The sequence below is a fragment of the Pseudoglutamicibacter cumminsii genome (assembly GCF_016907775.1).
GTDB classification, from domain to species: domain Bacteria; phylum Actinomycetota; class Actinomycetes; order Actinomycetales; family Micrococcaceae; genus Pseudoglutamicibacter; species Pseudoglutamicibacter cumminsii.
Genome location: NZ_JAFBCO010000001.1, coordinates 872962 through 888482, shown reverse-complemented (window position 1 = coordinate 888482; position 15521 = coordinate 872962). Strand labels below are relative to the sequence as shown.

13 protein-coding genes and 1 pseudogene are annotated in these 15521 nt (G+C 62.3%); 3 read left to right on the top strand and 11 right to left on the bottom strand.

Translation table 11 applies throughout. The features are described from left to right. Positions 1-58 precede the first annotated feature (58 nt). Positions 59-1291: a glutaminase A gene (glsA, locus tag JOD50_RS04110; RefSeq protein WP_204880522.1), complete on the bottom strand. Its 1233-nt coding sequence runs from the start codon at positions 1289-1291 to the stop codon at positions 59-61. Between the two features lie 105 nt (positions 1292-1396). On the opposite strand from glsA, the pseudogene JOD50_RS04105 reads away from it, so the two are divergent. From JOD50_RS04105 to JOD50_RS04095, 3 genes and pseudogenes are all read left to right on the top strand, one after another. Next, a pseudogene (locus JOD50_RS04105) lies at positions 1397-2260 on the top strand (DNA-methyltransferase); the annotation flags it as partial. A gap of 184 nt (positions 2261-2444) precedes the next feature. Continuing rightward, positions 2445-3587, top strand: a complete 1143-nt coding sequence (locus JOD50_RS04100) for a maleylacetate reductase (protein ID WP_338052005.1) — start codon at positions 2445-2447, stop codon at positions 3585-3587. A 1-nt stretch (position 3588) separates the two neighbouring features. Next, positions 3589-4143 carry a GNAT family N-acetyltransferase gene (locus JOD50_RS04095; protein ID WP_204880520.1) on the top strand — a complete coding sequence of 185 codons (555 nt, stop codon included), beginning with the start codon at positions 3589-3591 and terminating at the stop codon, positions 4141-4143. 63 nt (positions 4144-4206) lie between these two features. Here the strand turns inward: JOD50_RS04095 and pcaDC are convergent, their stop codons facing one another. From pcaDC to JOD50_RS04045, 10 genes are all read right to left on the bottom strand, one after another. Then, on the bottom strand, positions 4207-5457 hold the full coding sequence (pcaDC, locus tag JOD50_RS10730; RefSeq protein ID WP_204880519.1) for a bifunctional 3-oxoadipate enol-lactonase/4-carboxymuconolactone decarboxylase PcaDC: 1251 nt from the start codon (positions 5455-5457) through the stop codon (positions 4207-4209). Further along, positions 5454-6887, bottom strand: coding sequence for a lyase family protein (locus JOD50_RS04085; protein ID WP_204880518.1), 1434 nt, complete (start codon positions 6885-6887; stop codon positions 5454-5456). Before JOD50_RS04085 ends, pcaDC begins: the two co-directional genes overlap by 4 nt. A 12-nt stretch (positions 6888-6899) precedes the next feature. Beyond that, positions 6900-7502, bottom strand: coding sequence for a protocatechuate 3,4-dioxygenase subunit alpha (gene pcaG, locus JOD50_RS04080; RefSeq protein ID WP_204880517.1), 603 nt, complete (start codon positions 7500-7502; stop codon positions 6900-6902). After that, the gene (pcaH, locus tag JOD50_RS04075) at positions 7495-8307 is read right to left on the bottom strand and encodes a protocatechuate 3,4-dioxygenase subunit beta (protein WP_204880516.1); all 813 of its coding nucleotides are present in this window, start codon (positions 8305-8307) and stop codon (positions 7495-7497) included. The genes pcaG and pcaH overlap by 8 nt, the downstream gene beginning before the upstream one ends. Positions 8308-8391: 84 nt before the next feature. Beyond that, positions 8392-9585 carry a 4-hydroxybenzoate 3-monooxygenase gene (locus tag JOD50_RS04070; RefSeq protein WP_338052004.1) on the bottom strand — a complete coding sequence of 398 codons (1194 nt, stop codon included), beginning with the start codon at positions 9583-9585 and terminating at the stop codon, positions 8392-8394. A 137-nt stretch (positions 9586-9722) separates the two neighbouring features. After that, entirely contained in the window at positions 9723-10505 is a 783-nt protein-coding gene (locus JOD50_RS04065) for an IclR family transcriptional regulator (protein WP_204880515.1), read from the bottom strand. 11 nt (positions 10506-10516) lie between these two features. After that, entirely contained in the window at positions 10517-11332 is an 816-nt protein-coding gene (locus tag JOD50_RS04060; protein ID WP_204880514.1) for an aldo/keto reductase, read from the bottom strand. Positions 11333-11600: 268 nt separating this feature from the next. Beyond that, a complete protein-coding gene (locus tag JOD50_RS04055) occupies positions 11601-12977 on the bottom strand; it encodes an MFS transporter (protein ID WP_204880513.1) in 1377 nt (458 codons plus the stop codon). 133 nt (positions 12978-13110) lie between these two features. Next, positions 13111-14310, bottom strand: a complete 1200-nt coding sequence (locus JOD50_RS04050) for a cytochrome P450 (protein ID WP_204880512.1) — start codon at positions 14308-14310, stop codon at positions 13111-13113. A gap of 18 nt (positions 14311-14328) precedes the next feature. After that, positions 14329-15300, bottom strand: a complete 972-nt coding sequence (locus JOD50_RS04045; RefSeq protein ID WP_204881522.1) for a PDR/VanB family oxidoreductase — start codon at positions 15298-15300, stop codon at positions 14329-14331. Positions 15301-15521 lie beyond the last annotated feature (221 nt).

Genomic DNA, 15521 nt, shown 5'->3' with positions numbered 1-15521 from the left:
GTTTGTGAGGCTATGCGGGTGAGCCAGCCAGCGCAAGGGCGAGCACCGGCGCGAGGGATTATTCGTCCCAGTTGTAGTCCCAGCGGTCGCGGAGCACGCCGTTGGGGTCGCGGACCATGACTTGGTGGCCGTCGGTGTGGAGGCGGTGCATGGATTCGTGGATCATGCGCACACTGATGCGGTCGGCGGAACCGACGCGGGAGACGTCGAGGACCACGGGTTCGTCGCTGACCGGGAGCGCGGCGAGTGTTCGCATGACGCGTTCCGCGGAGGAGAAGCGTAGTGGGCCTTGGATCTCGACGTGCAGTTCGGGGCCGTCGCCTTGGTTGCGGCGGGCTACGGAGCGGACGGTCGATTCGCCGGTGGGTGGCAGCGACATGATGTGCAGGCCGAGGTCTTGCGAGAGCCGTGTGAAGGCTTGGAGGCCGCGAACGGAGTTGCCGTAGCGGTCCAGCCGCGGAGAGAACGTCGCGAGCGAGGCCTGTCCTGGGAGGACGCCGACGATACCGCCGGAAACCCCGGATTTAGCGGGGATGCCGACGTCGGTCATCCAGTCGCCCGAGGCGTCGTACATTCCGCACGTGGACATCACGGACAGCACGCGTTGGGCGGTATCTTCGCTGACCACACGTTCTTCGGTGACGGGGTTGATGCCGCCGTTGCCGAGCGTCATGCCCATCACGGCGAGGTCGTGCGGCGTGACTTTGAGGGAGCACACTTTCGTGTAGCCGTCGACGACGTCGTGGGGTGGGAGGGTGAAGTGCCCGGTGGATCGGACGAGGTAGGCGAGCGAGAGGTTGCGCCACGCGTTGGCCATCTCCGATTCATAGACGGGTATGTCTGGTTCGAGTTCACGGCCAGCAAAACGGGACATCCCCAGGCGCACGTTGTCGAAGCGTTCCTCGGGGGTCAAGCTGATGGGACCAGTGAGCGCGTAGGTCGTGATCGCGCCGATGTTGATCATCGGGTTGCTGGGCTTGCCTGTTTTAGCGTCAACGGAGGCGGAGTTGAAGGCGTCACCGGAAGGTTCCACGCCTACGTGATCTTCGACCCCATCGGGCCCTAGGTGTTCCACGGCGAGCGCGTATGCGAACGGTTTAGCGGCGGATTGGAGCGAGAATTCGTGCTGGTAGTCGCCGACTTCATAGACGGTGCCGTCGTCCATGCACAACGCGATACCGAACGTGTTGGGGTTCGCGTTGGCGAGTTCGGGGATGTAGCTGGCGACTTCGCCGTCGTCGACGCAGGACTCCATGATGTCTTGGAGGTAATCCGGTACGGGTGTTCGCATGTTGTCTAAGCTAGCAGTTGCGCAGTGTTAGAGGATCTGCAGTGCTAGCAGTTGCGTAGTGCTAGCGGTTGTGTAGTGGTGAGTTCGGCGGCGAAGGGCGTGTAGGTGACGGAACAAGTTGATGGCGGCGCGTTGTGGGCGCCGGGGGATCCGGACACGATTGTGGTGGGGGATAACCTCGAGGTTTTGCGCCGGCTGCCTGATGAGAGTTTCCCTCTGATCTATGTTGACCCGCCGTTCAACACTGGCCGTAAGCAGTCGCGCCAGTCGTTGCGTACTAAGCGGGCCGGCGCTGATGAGGTGGGGGACCGTGTTGGTTTTGGTGGGTATTCGTATGTGACGTTGCGTGGGGCGGCGTTGGCGTATGACGACGCGTTTGCGCAGTACTGGGATTTCCTGGGTCCGCGGCTCGCGGAGGCGTACCGGTTGTTGACCCCGGATGGGACGTTGTATGTGCACCTGGATTACCGGGAGGTGCATTACGCGAAGGTTTTGTTGGATGGCTTGTTTGGGCGTGAGGGGTTCCTGAACGAGATCATTTGGGCGTATGACTATGGGGCTCGCACCACTAAGCGGTGGCCTGCTAAGCACGACAACATCCTGGTGTATGTGAAGGATCCTGCGCGGTATTGGTTTGATTCCGATGAGGTGGACCGTGAACCTTATATGGCGCCTGGGTTGGTGACGAAGGAGAAGCGGGAACGCGGGAAGTTGCCTACGGACGTGTGGTGGCACACGATCGTTTCTCCGATGGGCAAGGAAAAGACGGGGTATCCGACGCAGAAGCCGCTAGGTATTTTGCGGCGCATCGTTGCGGCGAGTTCGAAGCCGGGCGATACGGTGCTGGATTTCTTTGGTGGCTCCGGAACCACGGGGGCGGCGGCGCGTGAGTTGGGCCGCAAGTTCCTGTTGATCGATCAGAATCCGGAAGCGATCGAGGTTATGCGTAAGCGGTTTGCTGCAATGTCTGATGCCGATGTGGGGGCTAGTGCCGATGCGGCTGCAGGTGACGATGCCGAAGCCGGCGAGGTGCGCATCGTTGACGCCTCGGGGCATGCCGTTGACGCTGGCCTTACTGATGCCTCTGGCGCCGCAGGTGAGCCGACCGAGAAGCCGACCGGGAAGGGTGATGTTCGTGTTCACGGGTGAAACTGTGTTTTCTGATGCAACGTTGGGGCAGAAGGTCTGTTTCGGCGCGGGCGAGGCGGCGCGCTTTTTGCGTGAGGTTGTCGCGGAGCTGGGTGCTGAGCGTGTCATGGTGATCGCTTCGGGTTCGCAGCGTGAGGTCGCTCGCCGAATTGCGGCGGATGTCCCGGTGGCGGTGTGGCATGACGAAGTGCGGATGCATGTTCCGAAGGATGTTGCGGATAGGGCCCGCGATGTTGCGGCTGAGGTTGCAGCGGATGCTGTGGTGAGCGTGGGTGGCGGTTCCGCGACGGGGCTCGCCAAGGCGGTTGCGCTGCAACATAAGATCCCGGTGATCGCGGTGCCGACAACATTTTCAGGTTCTGAGGCGACCGCCATGTGGGGGGAGACCAGCGAGGGGCGCAAAGTCACGGGAGTGGATGACGCGGTCCGTCCGTTCGCGGTGATCTATGACGCGAAGCTGTTAGCGGGCCTGCCCGTGGAGCTTGAGGTGAGTTCATGCTTGAACGCGGTGGCGCATTGTGTGGATTCCATGTGGGCGCCGCGAGCGAACCCGCTGAACCAAGCCATTGCGATCGAGGGGCTGCGCGCTCTTACGGAAAGCATGCCCCGCATCGTGAGCTCACGTGTCGGCCTCTGTGTGGATGCTGAGGCTGATACGGACGCCGGAGTACCTGATGTGGGGGCGTTGGGGCAGGCGCTGTATGGCGCATACTTGGCGGGTGTTGCGTTCGCCTCGGCGGGGTCTGGTTTGCATCACAAGCTGTGCCACGTGATTGGTGGGGCGTTCGATACCCCGCACGCGTTGACGCACGCGACCGTGCTACCTTACGTGCTCGCGTTCAATGCGCCGGCGGTGCCGGACGTTGCGGCTAGGCTCGCGGGGGCGCTCGGCGGAGACGCCTCCGCGGATGACCCGGCCGCTGAGGCAGTGGACGCGTTGTTGCGGTTGTATGAGCGTGTTGACGCGCAGACCGGCTTAGCTGGGCAAGGTGCGAACGGGCGGAGCTCGAACAAGCAGGGTTTCGATGCGGCCGGAGTGGATCGCGCAGTGGAGTTGGCTTGGGGTGCGATCCCGGAGGGGAATCCGCGTGAAGTCACGCAGGATTCCTTGCGAGGTTTGCTGTTGCGCGTAGCGGAGGGTGCCTGACATGGGACCTGCAGAGAATTTTCGTTTCGATACCGCCGAGTTGTCCGGCGGCGGCGTGGTGCTGCGCCACTTCCGCGAGTCCGATGCGGACGATCTCTTAGCCACATGCCAGGACCCTGCGGTGGTTGAGTGGACGCAGGTGCCCTTGAGCTATACGCGTGAGATGGCGCTCGAATGGTGCAGGCAGGCGCCAGCAACGCGTTGGGTCATTACCGTCCCCGACGGCTCAGTTCCCGACAGCCCGGCGCGCGGCCGGTTCATGGGGCAGATCGAGCTACGAGTCCACAACGAGCACTACGTGTCCATCGGCTACATGACAGCCCCCTGGGCGCGCGGGCGCGGCCTCATGACCGAGGCGGTCCGGTTGGTGACGGCGTGGGCTCTGGAGCGCGAGGCGGCCCGGGTTGAACTGTGTGTTCACCCGGACAACGCGGCGTCCCGAAGGGTCGCCGAAAAAGCCGGTTACACGAATGAGGGCGTTCGCCGTAACGGTGAGGTCCTGCGCGGTGAGGTCCGTGACCTCGTGGTGTATTCCGCGATCCCAGCCGCACACTGAGAACGGCCCACCTGAAGCGGCCGCGAGCTGATCTACCTGCCCGCGGCCGTCGCATCGAGTGGTTTACTGTTCGGCGTCGTACTCGGCGAGGGCTTCCTTAGCGGTCTTGAACGCCACGTTGGCGGCAGGTACCGAGCAGTAGATCGCGGTCTGCAACAGGATCTCCTTGATCTCCTCCACAGTGACGCCGTTGCGGCGGGCGGCCTTGACGTGCATCGCGAGCTCTTCCCAATACCCGCCAGCGACCATCGCGGTCAGCGTCACCGCCGAACGCATACGCCGATCCAGTCCAGGGCGAGTCCAAATAGTGCCCCACGCGTACTTGCTGATGAGGTCCTGGAAGTCCTCACTGAACTCGTCCTTGTTCGCGTTCGCGCGGTCCACGTGCGCATCCGAGAGCACTTCGCGGCGCACCTTCATGCCGTTATCGAAAACTTCCTGCAACGTCGCCGCACCGTTCTGTGCGGAACCATCCTGCACCGCGCCATCCTTCGGCGCCGCGCCGCTCTGAGTAGCGCCGCCACCGTGACCGGCACCGAGGAAGTGCTCGCGCAAAGCTGACGCGGTCTCCTCTGGCTGTTCGAGCGGCGCCTGGTGTGCCGCGTCGTCGATGATGATGCCAACACCGTCCGGGACGTTCTTGGCGATGAAGTCGATGTCTTCCGGCGGGCACACCGGGTCAGCCGCGCCGCCCATCGCCACGACAGGGATGGTGATCTCACCCAGGCGGTCGCGCACGTCGTAGCCGGCGAGGCCGTTGCAGACGTGTGCGTAAGCGAAGCGGTCAGCGTTCTGCAGGGTGTGCAGCAGGTTGGTGGTGCGTTCCGGGTGCTTCTCGATGAAGCCCGGCGCGAACCAGCGTTCAGCGGAACCGGTCACCATCGTCGGGGTGCCGGCCTTCGCCACCAGCTCGCCGCGTTCCTTCCATGCCTCCGGGATGCCGAGCTTAGCGGCCGAGCAGATCGGCGCCACCGCGGTGAACTTGTCCCCGTGCTTGAGCGCGAGCTCGAGCGCAACCGCACCCGAAACCGAAACGCCGGCGAAGAACACCTGACGGCCAGCGGCGGCCTGTTCGGCGGTGATCGCTGCCGCGGAATCACCGAGCTCCTCGAGGGTGAACTCCTCCGTCGAGGCTGGCGAGCGGCCGTGGCCTGGAAGGTCGTAGCCGATCACTTCGAAATCGGCCGCGAGCTCGTTGGCGCACAGCGTCCACAGCGCCTCAACGCCCGTACCTAGTCCGGGGCCGACGAGCAGCAGTGGCTTGGTCTGATCCGCTTCAGTGAGCTGAACGGCAACGATGTTTGGTGCGGTCATGAATGACTCCAGTCGGTGTAGGTGGAGATGATGTGGTCAACGAGCTTGGTGGCGTCCCCGGTGTAGGCGGTGGGGTCCAGCAAGTCGTTCAAATCTGTTTCGGTGACGACGTCCCGCGGCAGTTCCGCCAGCAAGAGCGGCTTGAGCGGGGTGCCTTCTGAAAGTGCGCGAGAGATCAGGCCCTGCAGCTGCTTCTTGCCTTGCCCTGCATCGGCATGCCCGGTTTCTTCCAGCCGCGGCGCAAGATGCGCGACCATGCGTTCGGTGGCCAGCAGCTCACCGTGGCGGGCAAGGTTTTCGGCCATGCGGTCAGGGAACACGCGCAAGCCGGAGACCAGCTCGTGGGTCTTTTCGGCGGCCGCTCCACTCGTGCGGACCAGCCCACGCAGGGCCTCCCATTCGGTGTGCCAGCCGCCATCGGCACGCTCCTCGACGTTGGCGGAGGCGCCCGTGTACACCTGCGCGAGCAGCTGCGGCGCAGTCAGGGCGGCGTTCTTGATGAGCACGGACAGCACCGGGTTTTGCTTGTGCGGCATAGCGGAGGAGACCCCGCGGCCTGCAGCGAGAGGCTCCCCGAGTTCGCCGTTTTCGCTACGCGCACTGATGAGGACGTCATTGGCGATCTTGCCGCACGCCGCCGCGAGTTGCGCGAAAGAGTTCGCCTGCACCAGGACTGGGATGCGGTTGGCTTGCCACGGCGGCGGGTTCTGGAGGCCCAGCTTGTCCGCGAGGTTGGCGATCAGTTCGTCAGCGGTGACGGTGCTGGCGGTGTCAGCGCCGCCGGAGCGTCCAGCGCGGGTCAGGAAGTCTTGGAGCGAGGCACGCGTTCCGGCCGCGCCGCCCCACTGCAGCGCGGTCTGCGCGAGGGTTTCTTGGAGATGCTGGCCGGCTTGCGCGAGGGCTTGGAGCCAGTGGCTGACCCGCCAACCGAACGTCGCCGGAAGCGAATGCTGGGTCAGCGAGCGCGCGACCATCGGGGTGTCCCGGTGTTCGCGGGCCAGGTTCTCCAAAGCGACCACGGCCTGCTTCACCGTGGCCAGGGTCTGTGCGCCCGCACGCCGGATGAGCAGCATCATGGCGGTGTCCATGATGTCTTGGCTCGTCGCGCCAATGTGGATGCTCGATGCGGCGGCTGGGTCACTCTCCGCGACCTTAGCGCGGTAGGCGTTCAGTAACGGGATCAGCGGATTGCCGCCGCCCACAGCGGCGGCGGCAATCGCATCGAGATCATATGCGCCAGCATCAGCGGCCTCATTGATCGGGGCGAGATGCTCACCCGGAATGAGACCCGCATCGGCGAGCACAACAGACCAAGCCCGCTCCACATCGAGCAGTGCCTGGATGAACGCGTGATCGCTAGCGAGCGCGGCCGTCTGGCTCCCAGCCCACGCGGGGCTGAGGACTCCGTAGTCAGCATTCGGCACGCGCATCACTCCTAGCTTTTAGTTGTCAGGGTAGTCGATCCCTGGGAACTGGAAGAACACCGTTTCCTTTTCACCCTGCAGGTGGATGTCGAAGTGCAGGGAACCGTCCTCGCCGCGGGTAGCGATGAGGGTCTTGCGGCGATCCTCATCCAGGGACTGCAACACCGGGTCATTCGCGAGCGCTTCTTCATCCTCCGGGAGGTAGATGCGGGTGTGCAGCTTGTTCAGCAGGCCGCGGGCGAACACGACCACCGCGATGAACGCCGCCTTGCCTTCTTCGGTAGGGCCAGGGTTCACGGTCGAGAACGTGTAGGTGCCGACGTTATCGACGATGCCGCGACCAAAACCGGTGAACGTGAAGCCGTCGCGCACCAGCGAGCCGTCGTTCTGCACGATGTTGCCGTTCTCATCGGCCTGCCAGATCTCCAGCATCGCGTCCGGGATCGGCTCGCCCGCGCCGTCGTACACCGTGCCCGTCAGGCGGACAGCCTCAGGGTGGCCCGGTGGAACAAGGTTCTGGCCGTCCCACCACGGTAAGTGGACCTGCTCGTGCGGGTGGGCGTAACCGAAGAACGGGCCGATCGTCTGGCCAGGGGTAGGTACAAGCTTCTCTTTAGGCATGGTCTTCTCCGTCCTCCATCCAGGTCCGGTTGGAACCGGTAAGGATGATGTCCCATTGGTATCCGGTGTTCCATTCGTGGCTGGTCACGGAGTGGTCGTAGTTAGCGACGAGGCGGTCGCGCGCCTTTTGGTCAGTGATCGCCTGGTAGATCGGGTCCAGCGAGAACAGCGGATCGCCCGGGAAGTACATCTGGGTGATCATGCGTTGCGTGAAGTCCGTACCGAACAGCGAGAAGTGCACGTGCGCTGGGCGCCACGCGTTGTGGTGGTTCTTCCACGGGTACGGTGCCGGCTTGATGGTCGTGAACTCGTAGGAGCCGTCCTGGCCGGTGATGGCGCGGCCGATGCCGGTGAAGTTAGGGTCGATCGGCGCCGGATGCTGGTCGCGCTTGTGCACGTAGCGGCCGGCGGCGTTGGCCTGCCAGATTTCGATGAGCTGGCCACGCACCGGGCGGCCGTCACCGTCGAGCACCTTGCCGCGGATCTTGATGCGCTCGCCGATTGGTTCGCCGTTGCCTTGGATGGTGAGGTCGGCTTCGAGCGGGTGCACGTCGCGGTGGCCGAAGGCCGGGGACCACAGTTCGATGGTTTCTGGGTCGGCGTGGTGCATGCTCTTGGTTGGGTGGCGCAGCAGCGAGGACCGGTATGGCGGGAAGTTCACGCGTGGCTGCGTTTCTTCTTTGCTCGGGTCCGCCTTCTTGGCGGCCTCGTATTCTGCGTGGATGTCTGCCATCTCTTGGCTGATCTGCTCTTGCGAGTCGCCGGAGGCCAGCGGGTCAAGCACAGGCAACTTATCATCTGCCATGATTTGCTCCTTGTCGTCTGTGGTCTGCTTCGGTGGCGCTGAGTGGCTGAGCCCGACGGGGTGGTCGGCTTCGGCGCCCGCGGGTTAGTTTTCGTGTGGCCAGCCGGTGTAGGACTCAGCCAGGTAGGACTGCCCGTACTTGGAGCTGACGACGGTGTTCAGCTCGCCGAGGGCACGCTTGGTTTCGAATGGGGTGGCGTCCTTGCGGGTGTGCAGCATCTGGGTCATCCAGTAAGAGAAGTTCTGTGCCTTCCACACGCGCTTGAGCGCCTTATCCGAGTAGCCGTCGAGGCCTTCGGAGTTGCCGTCGATGAAGTGGGCCTTGAGCGCATCGAACAGCACCTGTACGTCAGCGAAAGCCAAGTTGAGGCCTTTAGCGCCGGTCGGTGGGACGGTGTGCCCGGCGTCGCCGGCAAGGAACATGTTGCCGTAACGCATCGGTTCGCCTACGTAGGAGCGGAACTTCAGCACAACTTTTTCGAAGATCGGGCCGCGCTTGAGCTGGAAGCCGTCCGGGCCGTCGACGCGGCGCTGCAGTTCGGCCCAGATGCGTTCCTCATCCCAGTCGTCAACGTTCTCTTCAGGGTCGCACTGGAAGTACATGCGCTGAACTTCTTCGTTGCGCTGCGAGATCAGGGCGAATCCGTGTGGGGAGTTCGCGTAGATCAGCTCCGGAGCGCTTGGTGGGGCTTCGGTGAGGATGCCGAACCAAGCGAACGGGTACTCAATGAAGTTTTCGCTGCGTTCCTCTTTCGGGATGGAGCGGCGGCACGTGCTCTGGGAGCCGTCTGCGCCTACGAGGATGTCGCAGTGGATCTCGTGTTCGCCGCCCTCGCTGTCCGTGTAGCGGATCTTCGGGGTGTCGGTGAGGTGATCCAAGACTTCGGTGACGTTGCATGAGAAGCGGACGTCGCCGCCATCGCGTTCGCGGGTTGCTGCGAGGTCGACGAACACGTCGTTCTGCGGGTACAGCCACACGGTGGCGTCGATGAGTTCTTTGAAATTGATGCGGTGGGATTCACCGTTGAAGCGAAGGTCGATGCCTTCGTGTTCGTAGCCGCGGGTCTTCACGCGGGAGTCCACGCCGGTTTCGGTCAGCATTTTCACGGCACCGGTTTCGAGGATGCCAGCGCGGTGGGTGTTCGCGATGGTTTCGTGATCGCGTTTTTCGATCACGATGTTCTTGATGCCCTGCTGGGAGAGCAGGTGGGAGAGCATGAGGCCGGCGGGGCCGCCGCCGACGATACCTACTTGGGTTTTTTCAATGGTTGGTGCCACGAAGTGTGCTCCTGAGAATCAGAAAAGGCTGCAAAGTCTGTTCTGACTAGCAGTGTGTTCTTGTAGTCCTACTAGTGTGATCTAGTCAACACAGAGTTCAACATCGGTTTTCATTGAATGAGAATTGTTGCCGGCGGTTACTGATCTTCTTCCGGTTCCGGGGCCGAGAGGGCGCGGGTCAGGCCGCGGCTTGCGGCCAGCAGCACGGGGACGAGGGCTCCGCGTTGTTCGAAGTCGATGGGCACCACGACGCCGATGGAGGCGATCACCTTGTTACGGTCACGCCCGGTGAGTGCCGCGAAGACGGGCACGGCTGCGCCTGCGGTGTCGTGGTCGACCATGCCGTCCAGTTGTGCGTAGCCGCGTTGGCGGATGGTGGCCAGCGTGGTGCGCAGGTTTCCGGTGTTCGTATAAGAGATGTCTGCGGCTTCGGGATGTTGCCGCAGGTAGGCGTCGATGGCGGCTTGCGGCTGGAAGGCGAGCATGGACAACCCGAGGGAGACCTGGTGGAGCGGCATACGACCGGCGATCGTGGCTTTGTTGACCACCGAATTACGGGAGGATAACCGTTCCAAGACGAGCACCTCATCGCCATCTAGGACTGCAAGCTGGGTGTGCTGGCGGAAGACTGCCTGGACGTCGTCGAGGAAAGGCATGGCCGCGGCGCGGAGGTCGCGCGCCGGGGAGGAGCGGGAGGCGAGCTCCCACAGCCGCATGCCGGGCCCGATGTTGCCGTCCGCGTCCTTGCGGAGCAACTGGGCATCGCACATCTGGTTCACGAGCCGGTAGCACGTAGCCAGGGGGATGTCAGCGCGGTTCGCCAGAGCGGACACCGAGAGCACAGGCCGGTGCGCATCGAAAGCGGAGAGGATGCGGATGATCCTCTCCAGCATCGAATCCCCGGAGGGGGAGTTTGCCATGCTGAGCCGTCCTAGTGACCGAACTCGTCGGCGTCGAGGCGTGGGGCGTCGTTGCGGTTAAGGGCGTCGATCGCGTCCAGCTCGGCTGGGGTGAGTTCGAAGTCGAGCGCGGCGAGGTTTTCGGCTTGGCGCTCCGGGTTGCCTGAGCGTGGAACTGCGATGCGGCCTTGCTGCAGGTGCCAGCGCAACACGACCTGGGCGGGGCTCTTGCCGTGTTCTTCGCCGATGCGGGTCAGTGTTGGGTCGGTGAGGAGCTCGCCGCCGCGGCCGAGTGGTGAGTAGGCCGCAGTCAGCACGTTGTGTTCGGTGTTGAACTTCTGGATTTCGGTTTGCGGGCCGTAGGGGTTGACGGAGATCTGGTTTACTTGTGGAGCCAGGCCGGCGTCGAGGACCCGCTGGAGGTGGTGTGGCTTGAAGTTGGAGACACCCCAGTTGCGGATCTTGCCTTGCGCGCGGAGGTCTTCGAGGCCTTGGCACGCTTCAACGTAGCGGTCTTGGTCTGGGTTGGGCCAGTGGACGAGGTAGAGGTCGATGGTGTCGAGGCCGAGCCGTGAGAGGGTGCCTTCGAGTGCCTGCCGGACTTCGGTGCGTCCGTGCCATTTCTTCTGGAATTTGGTGGTGAGGAAGATGTCGCTGCGGTCGAGGCCGCTGGCGCGCAAGCCCGCGCCGACGGCGTCTTCGTTTTCGTAGGCTTCCGCGGTGTCGATGTGGCGGTAGCCGAGTTCGAGGGCGTGGCGGACGGCCTCGGTGGCTTCCGCACCTTGGAGTGGCCACGTGCCGAATGCGAGTGCGGGGATCTTAGTGCCGTTGGCGGTGGTCAGTTCCATGCGAGGGCCTCCGTTCGTGTGTGCGTCCGTTCACACTCGATCATAAAGGTGGCGGCTCGGTCTCTAACAGGGTGTCCCAATGGATGAGAACAGGTTGCACTCCAGAATGCAGGTCAGTATTAAAAGGAAGCCGCCGTTGACGACCAGGGTGGTTGCCAACGGCGGCTTTGTGGCTGGGACGCGCTGTTGATGTGCCTAGCGCAGCGCCGGTTCAGCCCAGCACGACTTGGTGATTAGCGATCACTGAATAGCAATCACTGAGCAGTGATTACTGAGCGGCCGCTACGGGCGCGTCGAGGCCGAGCTTGCGGCGGTCGCGCTGCTGGTTGATGCCGATGCAGCCGAGGATGCCGGCGATTACCATCATCGTGCCTGTCAGGACGAATGAGTGTTCGTAGCCCAAAGCAGGGGTTGCCGCTGCACCAACAATCAGACCCACAATCGCAGGTGCGAACAGCCCGCCCGAGGTCAGGAACGCGTTGGTGATCTGCAGTACCGCTCCACGTTGAGCGATGCTCGTCGTCTCAGCGGCGACGAGGTAGGTGACAGCGAACAGGGCAGGTGCGGTGCCGAAACCGAAGGTGAAGAACACCAGCGCAAGCGTTGGGTTGTGTGCCCACGTTCCCGCAAGCACCATGGCCCCGGAGAAGGCAGCGGCGAGGCCCAGCACCCAGCCGCGCGAGAATCGTGTAGCGATTCCGCGGTTGCCAAGGAACTGCGTCAGCCAGCTCAAACCAACCGTGCAGATCGTGCCCCAGATCGCTGGCAACGCGATCATGGAGCCGGCCTTCTGCGTGGACATTCCGTACACGGTTTCAAAGAAGGCGGGCAACCACGTCATCGCTACCGTGAAGGTCCAGTAGCCGAGGAACGAGCAGAGGACCGCGAGCAGCCAACTCGGTGTCAGGAAAGACTTGAGGTACTTGACCTTGGAGTCGGCGGCGACCGTCGTCTCGTCTGGCTTGGTGCCTTCGATTTTGTGCTCAGCTTCAACCGAGGTATATGGGCCTTCCTTGCCCATGAAGAGCCAGAGAACCGCCCAGACGACACCGACCAAGGCAACGAAAACGAAGGCCGACTTCCAGCCGTAGGTAGCGGTAATCCATGCGATAACTGGCGCGAATGCGACGATGCCGAGCGTCACGCCAGCGGAAGCCAGAGCCGCCGGAGTTGCGGATCGCTTGGCCGGGAACCACTTGTAGACAGCGTGCATCGTGATCGGCGCCAGAGGGCCTTCGCCGGCCCCGAGGACGATGCGGCTGAGCCACAGTGCCGGCAGGGAAGCGAACAGGATGACCGGAACCTGGGCGATGGACCAGACCAGGCACAGGAACAGCAGAATCCACTTGGCCTGAATCCGGTTTGCGATCGGTGCAGCCACAAATTGAGCTACCCCGAAGAGCAAAAACACGCCGCTACCCAACAGACCAAACTGTTCAGGCGTGATGCCGAGGTCCCTCATGAGGGGAATAGCGACAATGCCAAGAATCGCCTTATCGGCCCAGCTGATCATCATCAGGATCAGCAACATGACAGCGACTGACCAGCCGTAAGTAGTTCGTTTACGCGAGGTCCAGTTAGCTGGATCCGAGCTATCAAGAGGCGGGAGGGTTTTCACCTCGACTTTTCGAGTATCGAGTGACATGGCTTTCCTATCTCTACTTTTGGGTAGGGGCGGCTAGCTGCGTTAGGCACTGACCGCCTGGGACGCAGGATGAGATGGAGATTTGATGTGGTCGAGGTGAAGTGGAAACCCCACCGTGACTATGGAGAAACGACTACTTTGCGGCGCTGATCTCCACTGGGAGTGATTCGAAACCGCGAAGCACGTTGTGCAGGATCGGCTTAGGCTCTCCTGCCAGGGAGATGGTGTCTACGTGTTCGAGCATTTGCTGAAGCACGATCTCCATTTCCAGTCGCGCGATCGGCTGGCCGACGCACTGGTGCAGGCCCATGCCGAAGGCGACGTGTCCAGAGGACGTGCGGTCCAAGCTGAACTTGGTTGCGTCTGGGCCCCACTTCTCCGGGTCACGGTTGGCGGCACCCAAGAACACGAGCACCTTCGTCCCTGCCGGAAGATCAACTCCGCCCAGGGTTGTGTCAGTGCTTACTGTTCGGTGGAACTTCTGGAACGGTGATTCCAGGCGCAGCGCCTCGTCGATCGCGAACTTCGCTAGATGAGGCTGCTTGCGCAGTTCTTGCCAGGCTTCTGGTTCGCGCGCCAGCACGGAGAGGACGTTGCCAATTCCGAAGATGGTGGTGTCCACACCCGCGGACAGCAACGCACGCACCAGCAGGGTTGCCTGCTGTTCCGTGATCAGCCCTTCCTTGACTTTGTCCCAAATCTTGATGCCGAAGCCACCAGGGGAGAGGGACTCAAGCTCGCACGCCTTCATCACCACGGAGGAGTGTTCATCCGCGTGCAAGAAAGCCTGCTCGTAAATGTAGTTCTCCGGGCCGAACGCGTTGAAAACCATGTTGCCGTACGGCAGGAGGTGTTCGCGTCCTTCTTCTGGAATGCCCACCGCGTCAGGGAAGACCTTGATCGGGTACAGCTCTGCGAGGTCCTTGATCGCATCGAAATGGGTACGATGCGCAAGTTCAGAAACCAGCTCCACGGCTGGCGGGGTGAACGGTTCGCGCAGCTTTCGCACTGTGCCAGGGTTGATGACCCCGGTCAGCGCTCGCCGCATGAGCGTGTGGATGGGTGGGTCGGATTCGAGGATGCTTGGCGGACGCCAACCCGCATCCTTGCGGATATCGCGAGGGCCTAGGCCACCTGATGAAACGTAGGTCTCGAAGTCTGTGAGTACTTCATAGACTTCTTCATAACCGGTGATCGCGTAGATCCCGGTGGCTTCGAGGTAGCTGACAGGTCCTGCCGCTGCGAGCCGATCCAGGAAAGGATATGGATCCAGGAGGGCAGATTCGCTGTATGGGTCTTCGGTGAAAACAGGCACCTTTTCTAAAGTCTTCATTGCTTTCCTCCTAGAGTTTTAGAGATCCAGAACGAGCCGGCTGCAGCCTGCCGCGGCGCGTGAAACGCACACCATCATGACGTCACCGGAGTCCTTGTCCTCCTGGGTGAGCGCGGCGTCTCGGTGCTCGGCTTCTCCCGCGATGATGCGGGTCTCGCATGTGCCGCATAGGCCTGCTCGGCAGCTGGAAAGTACTCGTGTGCCGTTCTCTTCCATGACTTCGAGAATGGATTTCTCGGGAGGAACAGTGAGCGACTTACCGCTGCGCGCGAGTTCGACGGTGAAGGGGTCAGGGTTGCCTGCAGCGCCGAGGGAATCAGCTACGAACCTTTCGGTGTGCAAGGTTCCTGGAGGCCAGCCCATGCAGAAATCTTCAATGATCTTCAGCATCCCGCTCGGCCCGCACGCATAAACCAGCATGTGAGCACGCGGCATAGCGAGAACGGTTTCCAAGTCCAGACGACCACGGACATCCTCGTCGAAGATGTGGACCTTGTCAGTGCCGTATTCTTCTTCGAGCTGTTTCGCCAACGCCATCGAGGCTCGGCTCCGGCCTCCGTAGTAGAGCTGCCATTCCCGACCCTGCTCTTCAACCTGTTGGATCATCGAAATCAACGGGGTGATGCCGATGCCGCCAGCGATGAACATGTATTTACGGGAATCAACCAGCGGGAAGTTGTTGCGCGGTGCGGAAATGCTGATCTGGTCGCCGCTACGGAGGTTATCGTGGATCCATTCCGAGCCGCCCCGTGAATCGAGGGTCCGCAAGACCCCAACTCGCAACTGGGTCAGATCATCCACGGGCGACCACAAGGAGTACTGACGAGTCAGGCCGTTGCCTAGGTGCAGGTCGATGTGGGAACCCGGGGTCCAGTGAGGGAACTCTTGGCCATCGGGGCGTCGAAGCACGAGCGATACGATGCCCTCAGCAATATCTTCGACTTCGTCAATGACGGCGTCGATGAGTGTGGGGGCCTCTTGGGCAACCATGGTTGTCACTGTGAGCTCACTCCTTGAACGAGATTCATCGGGGTACCCCTCTCATGGGGTAGCTGATGCTGGTGAAGCAACCCTAAGCGCAACATGTGGCACGCATCACAAATATTTCCGACCAATGGAAATATGAGTTTTGAGACTTGCATTTCCTGCGGACTCTAGCCTTCCGGAGAACGGAAGATATAACCTTTCGATATCCCAACCTGTGCATGATT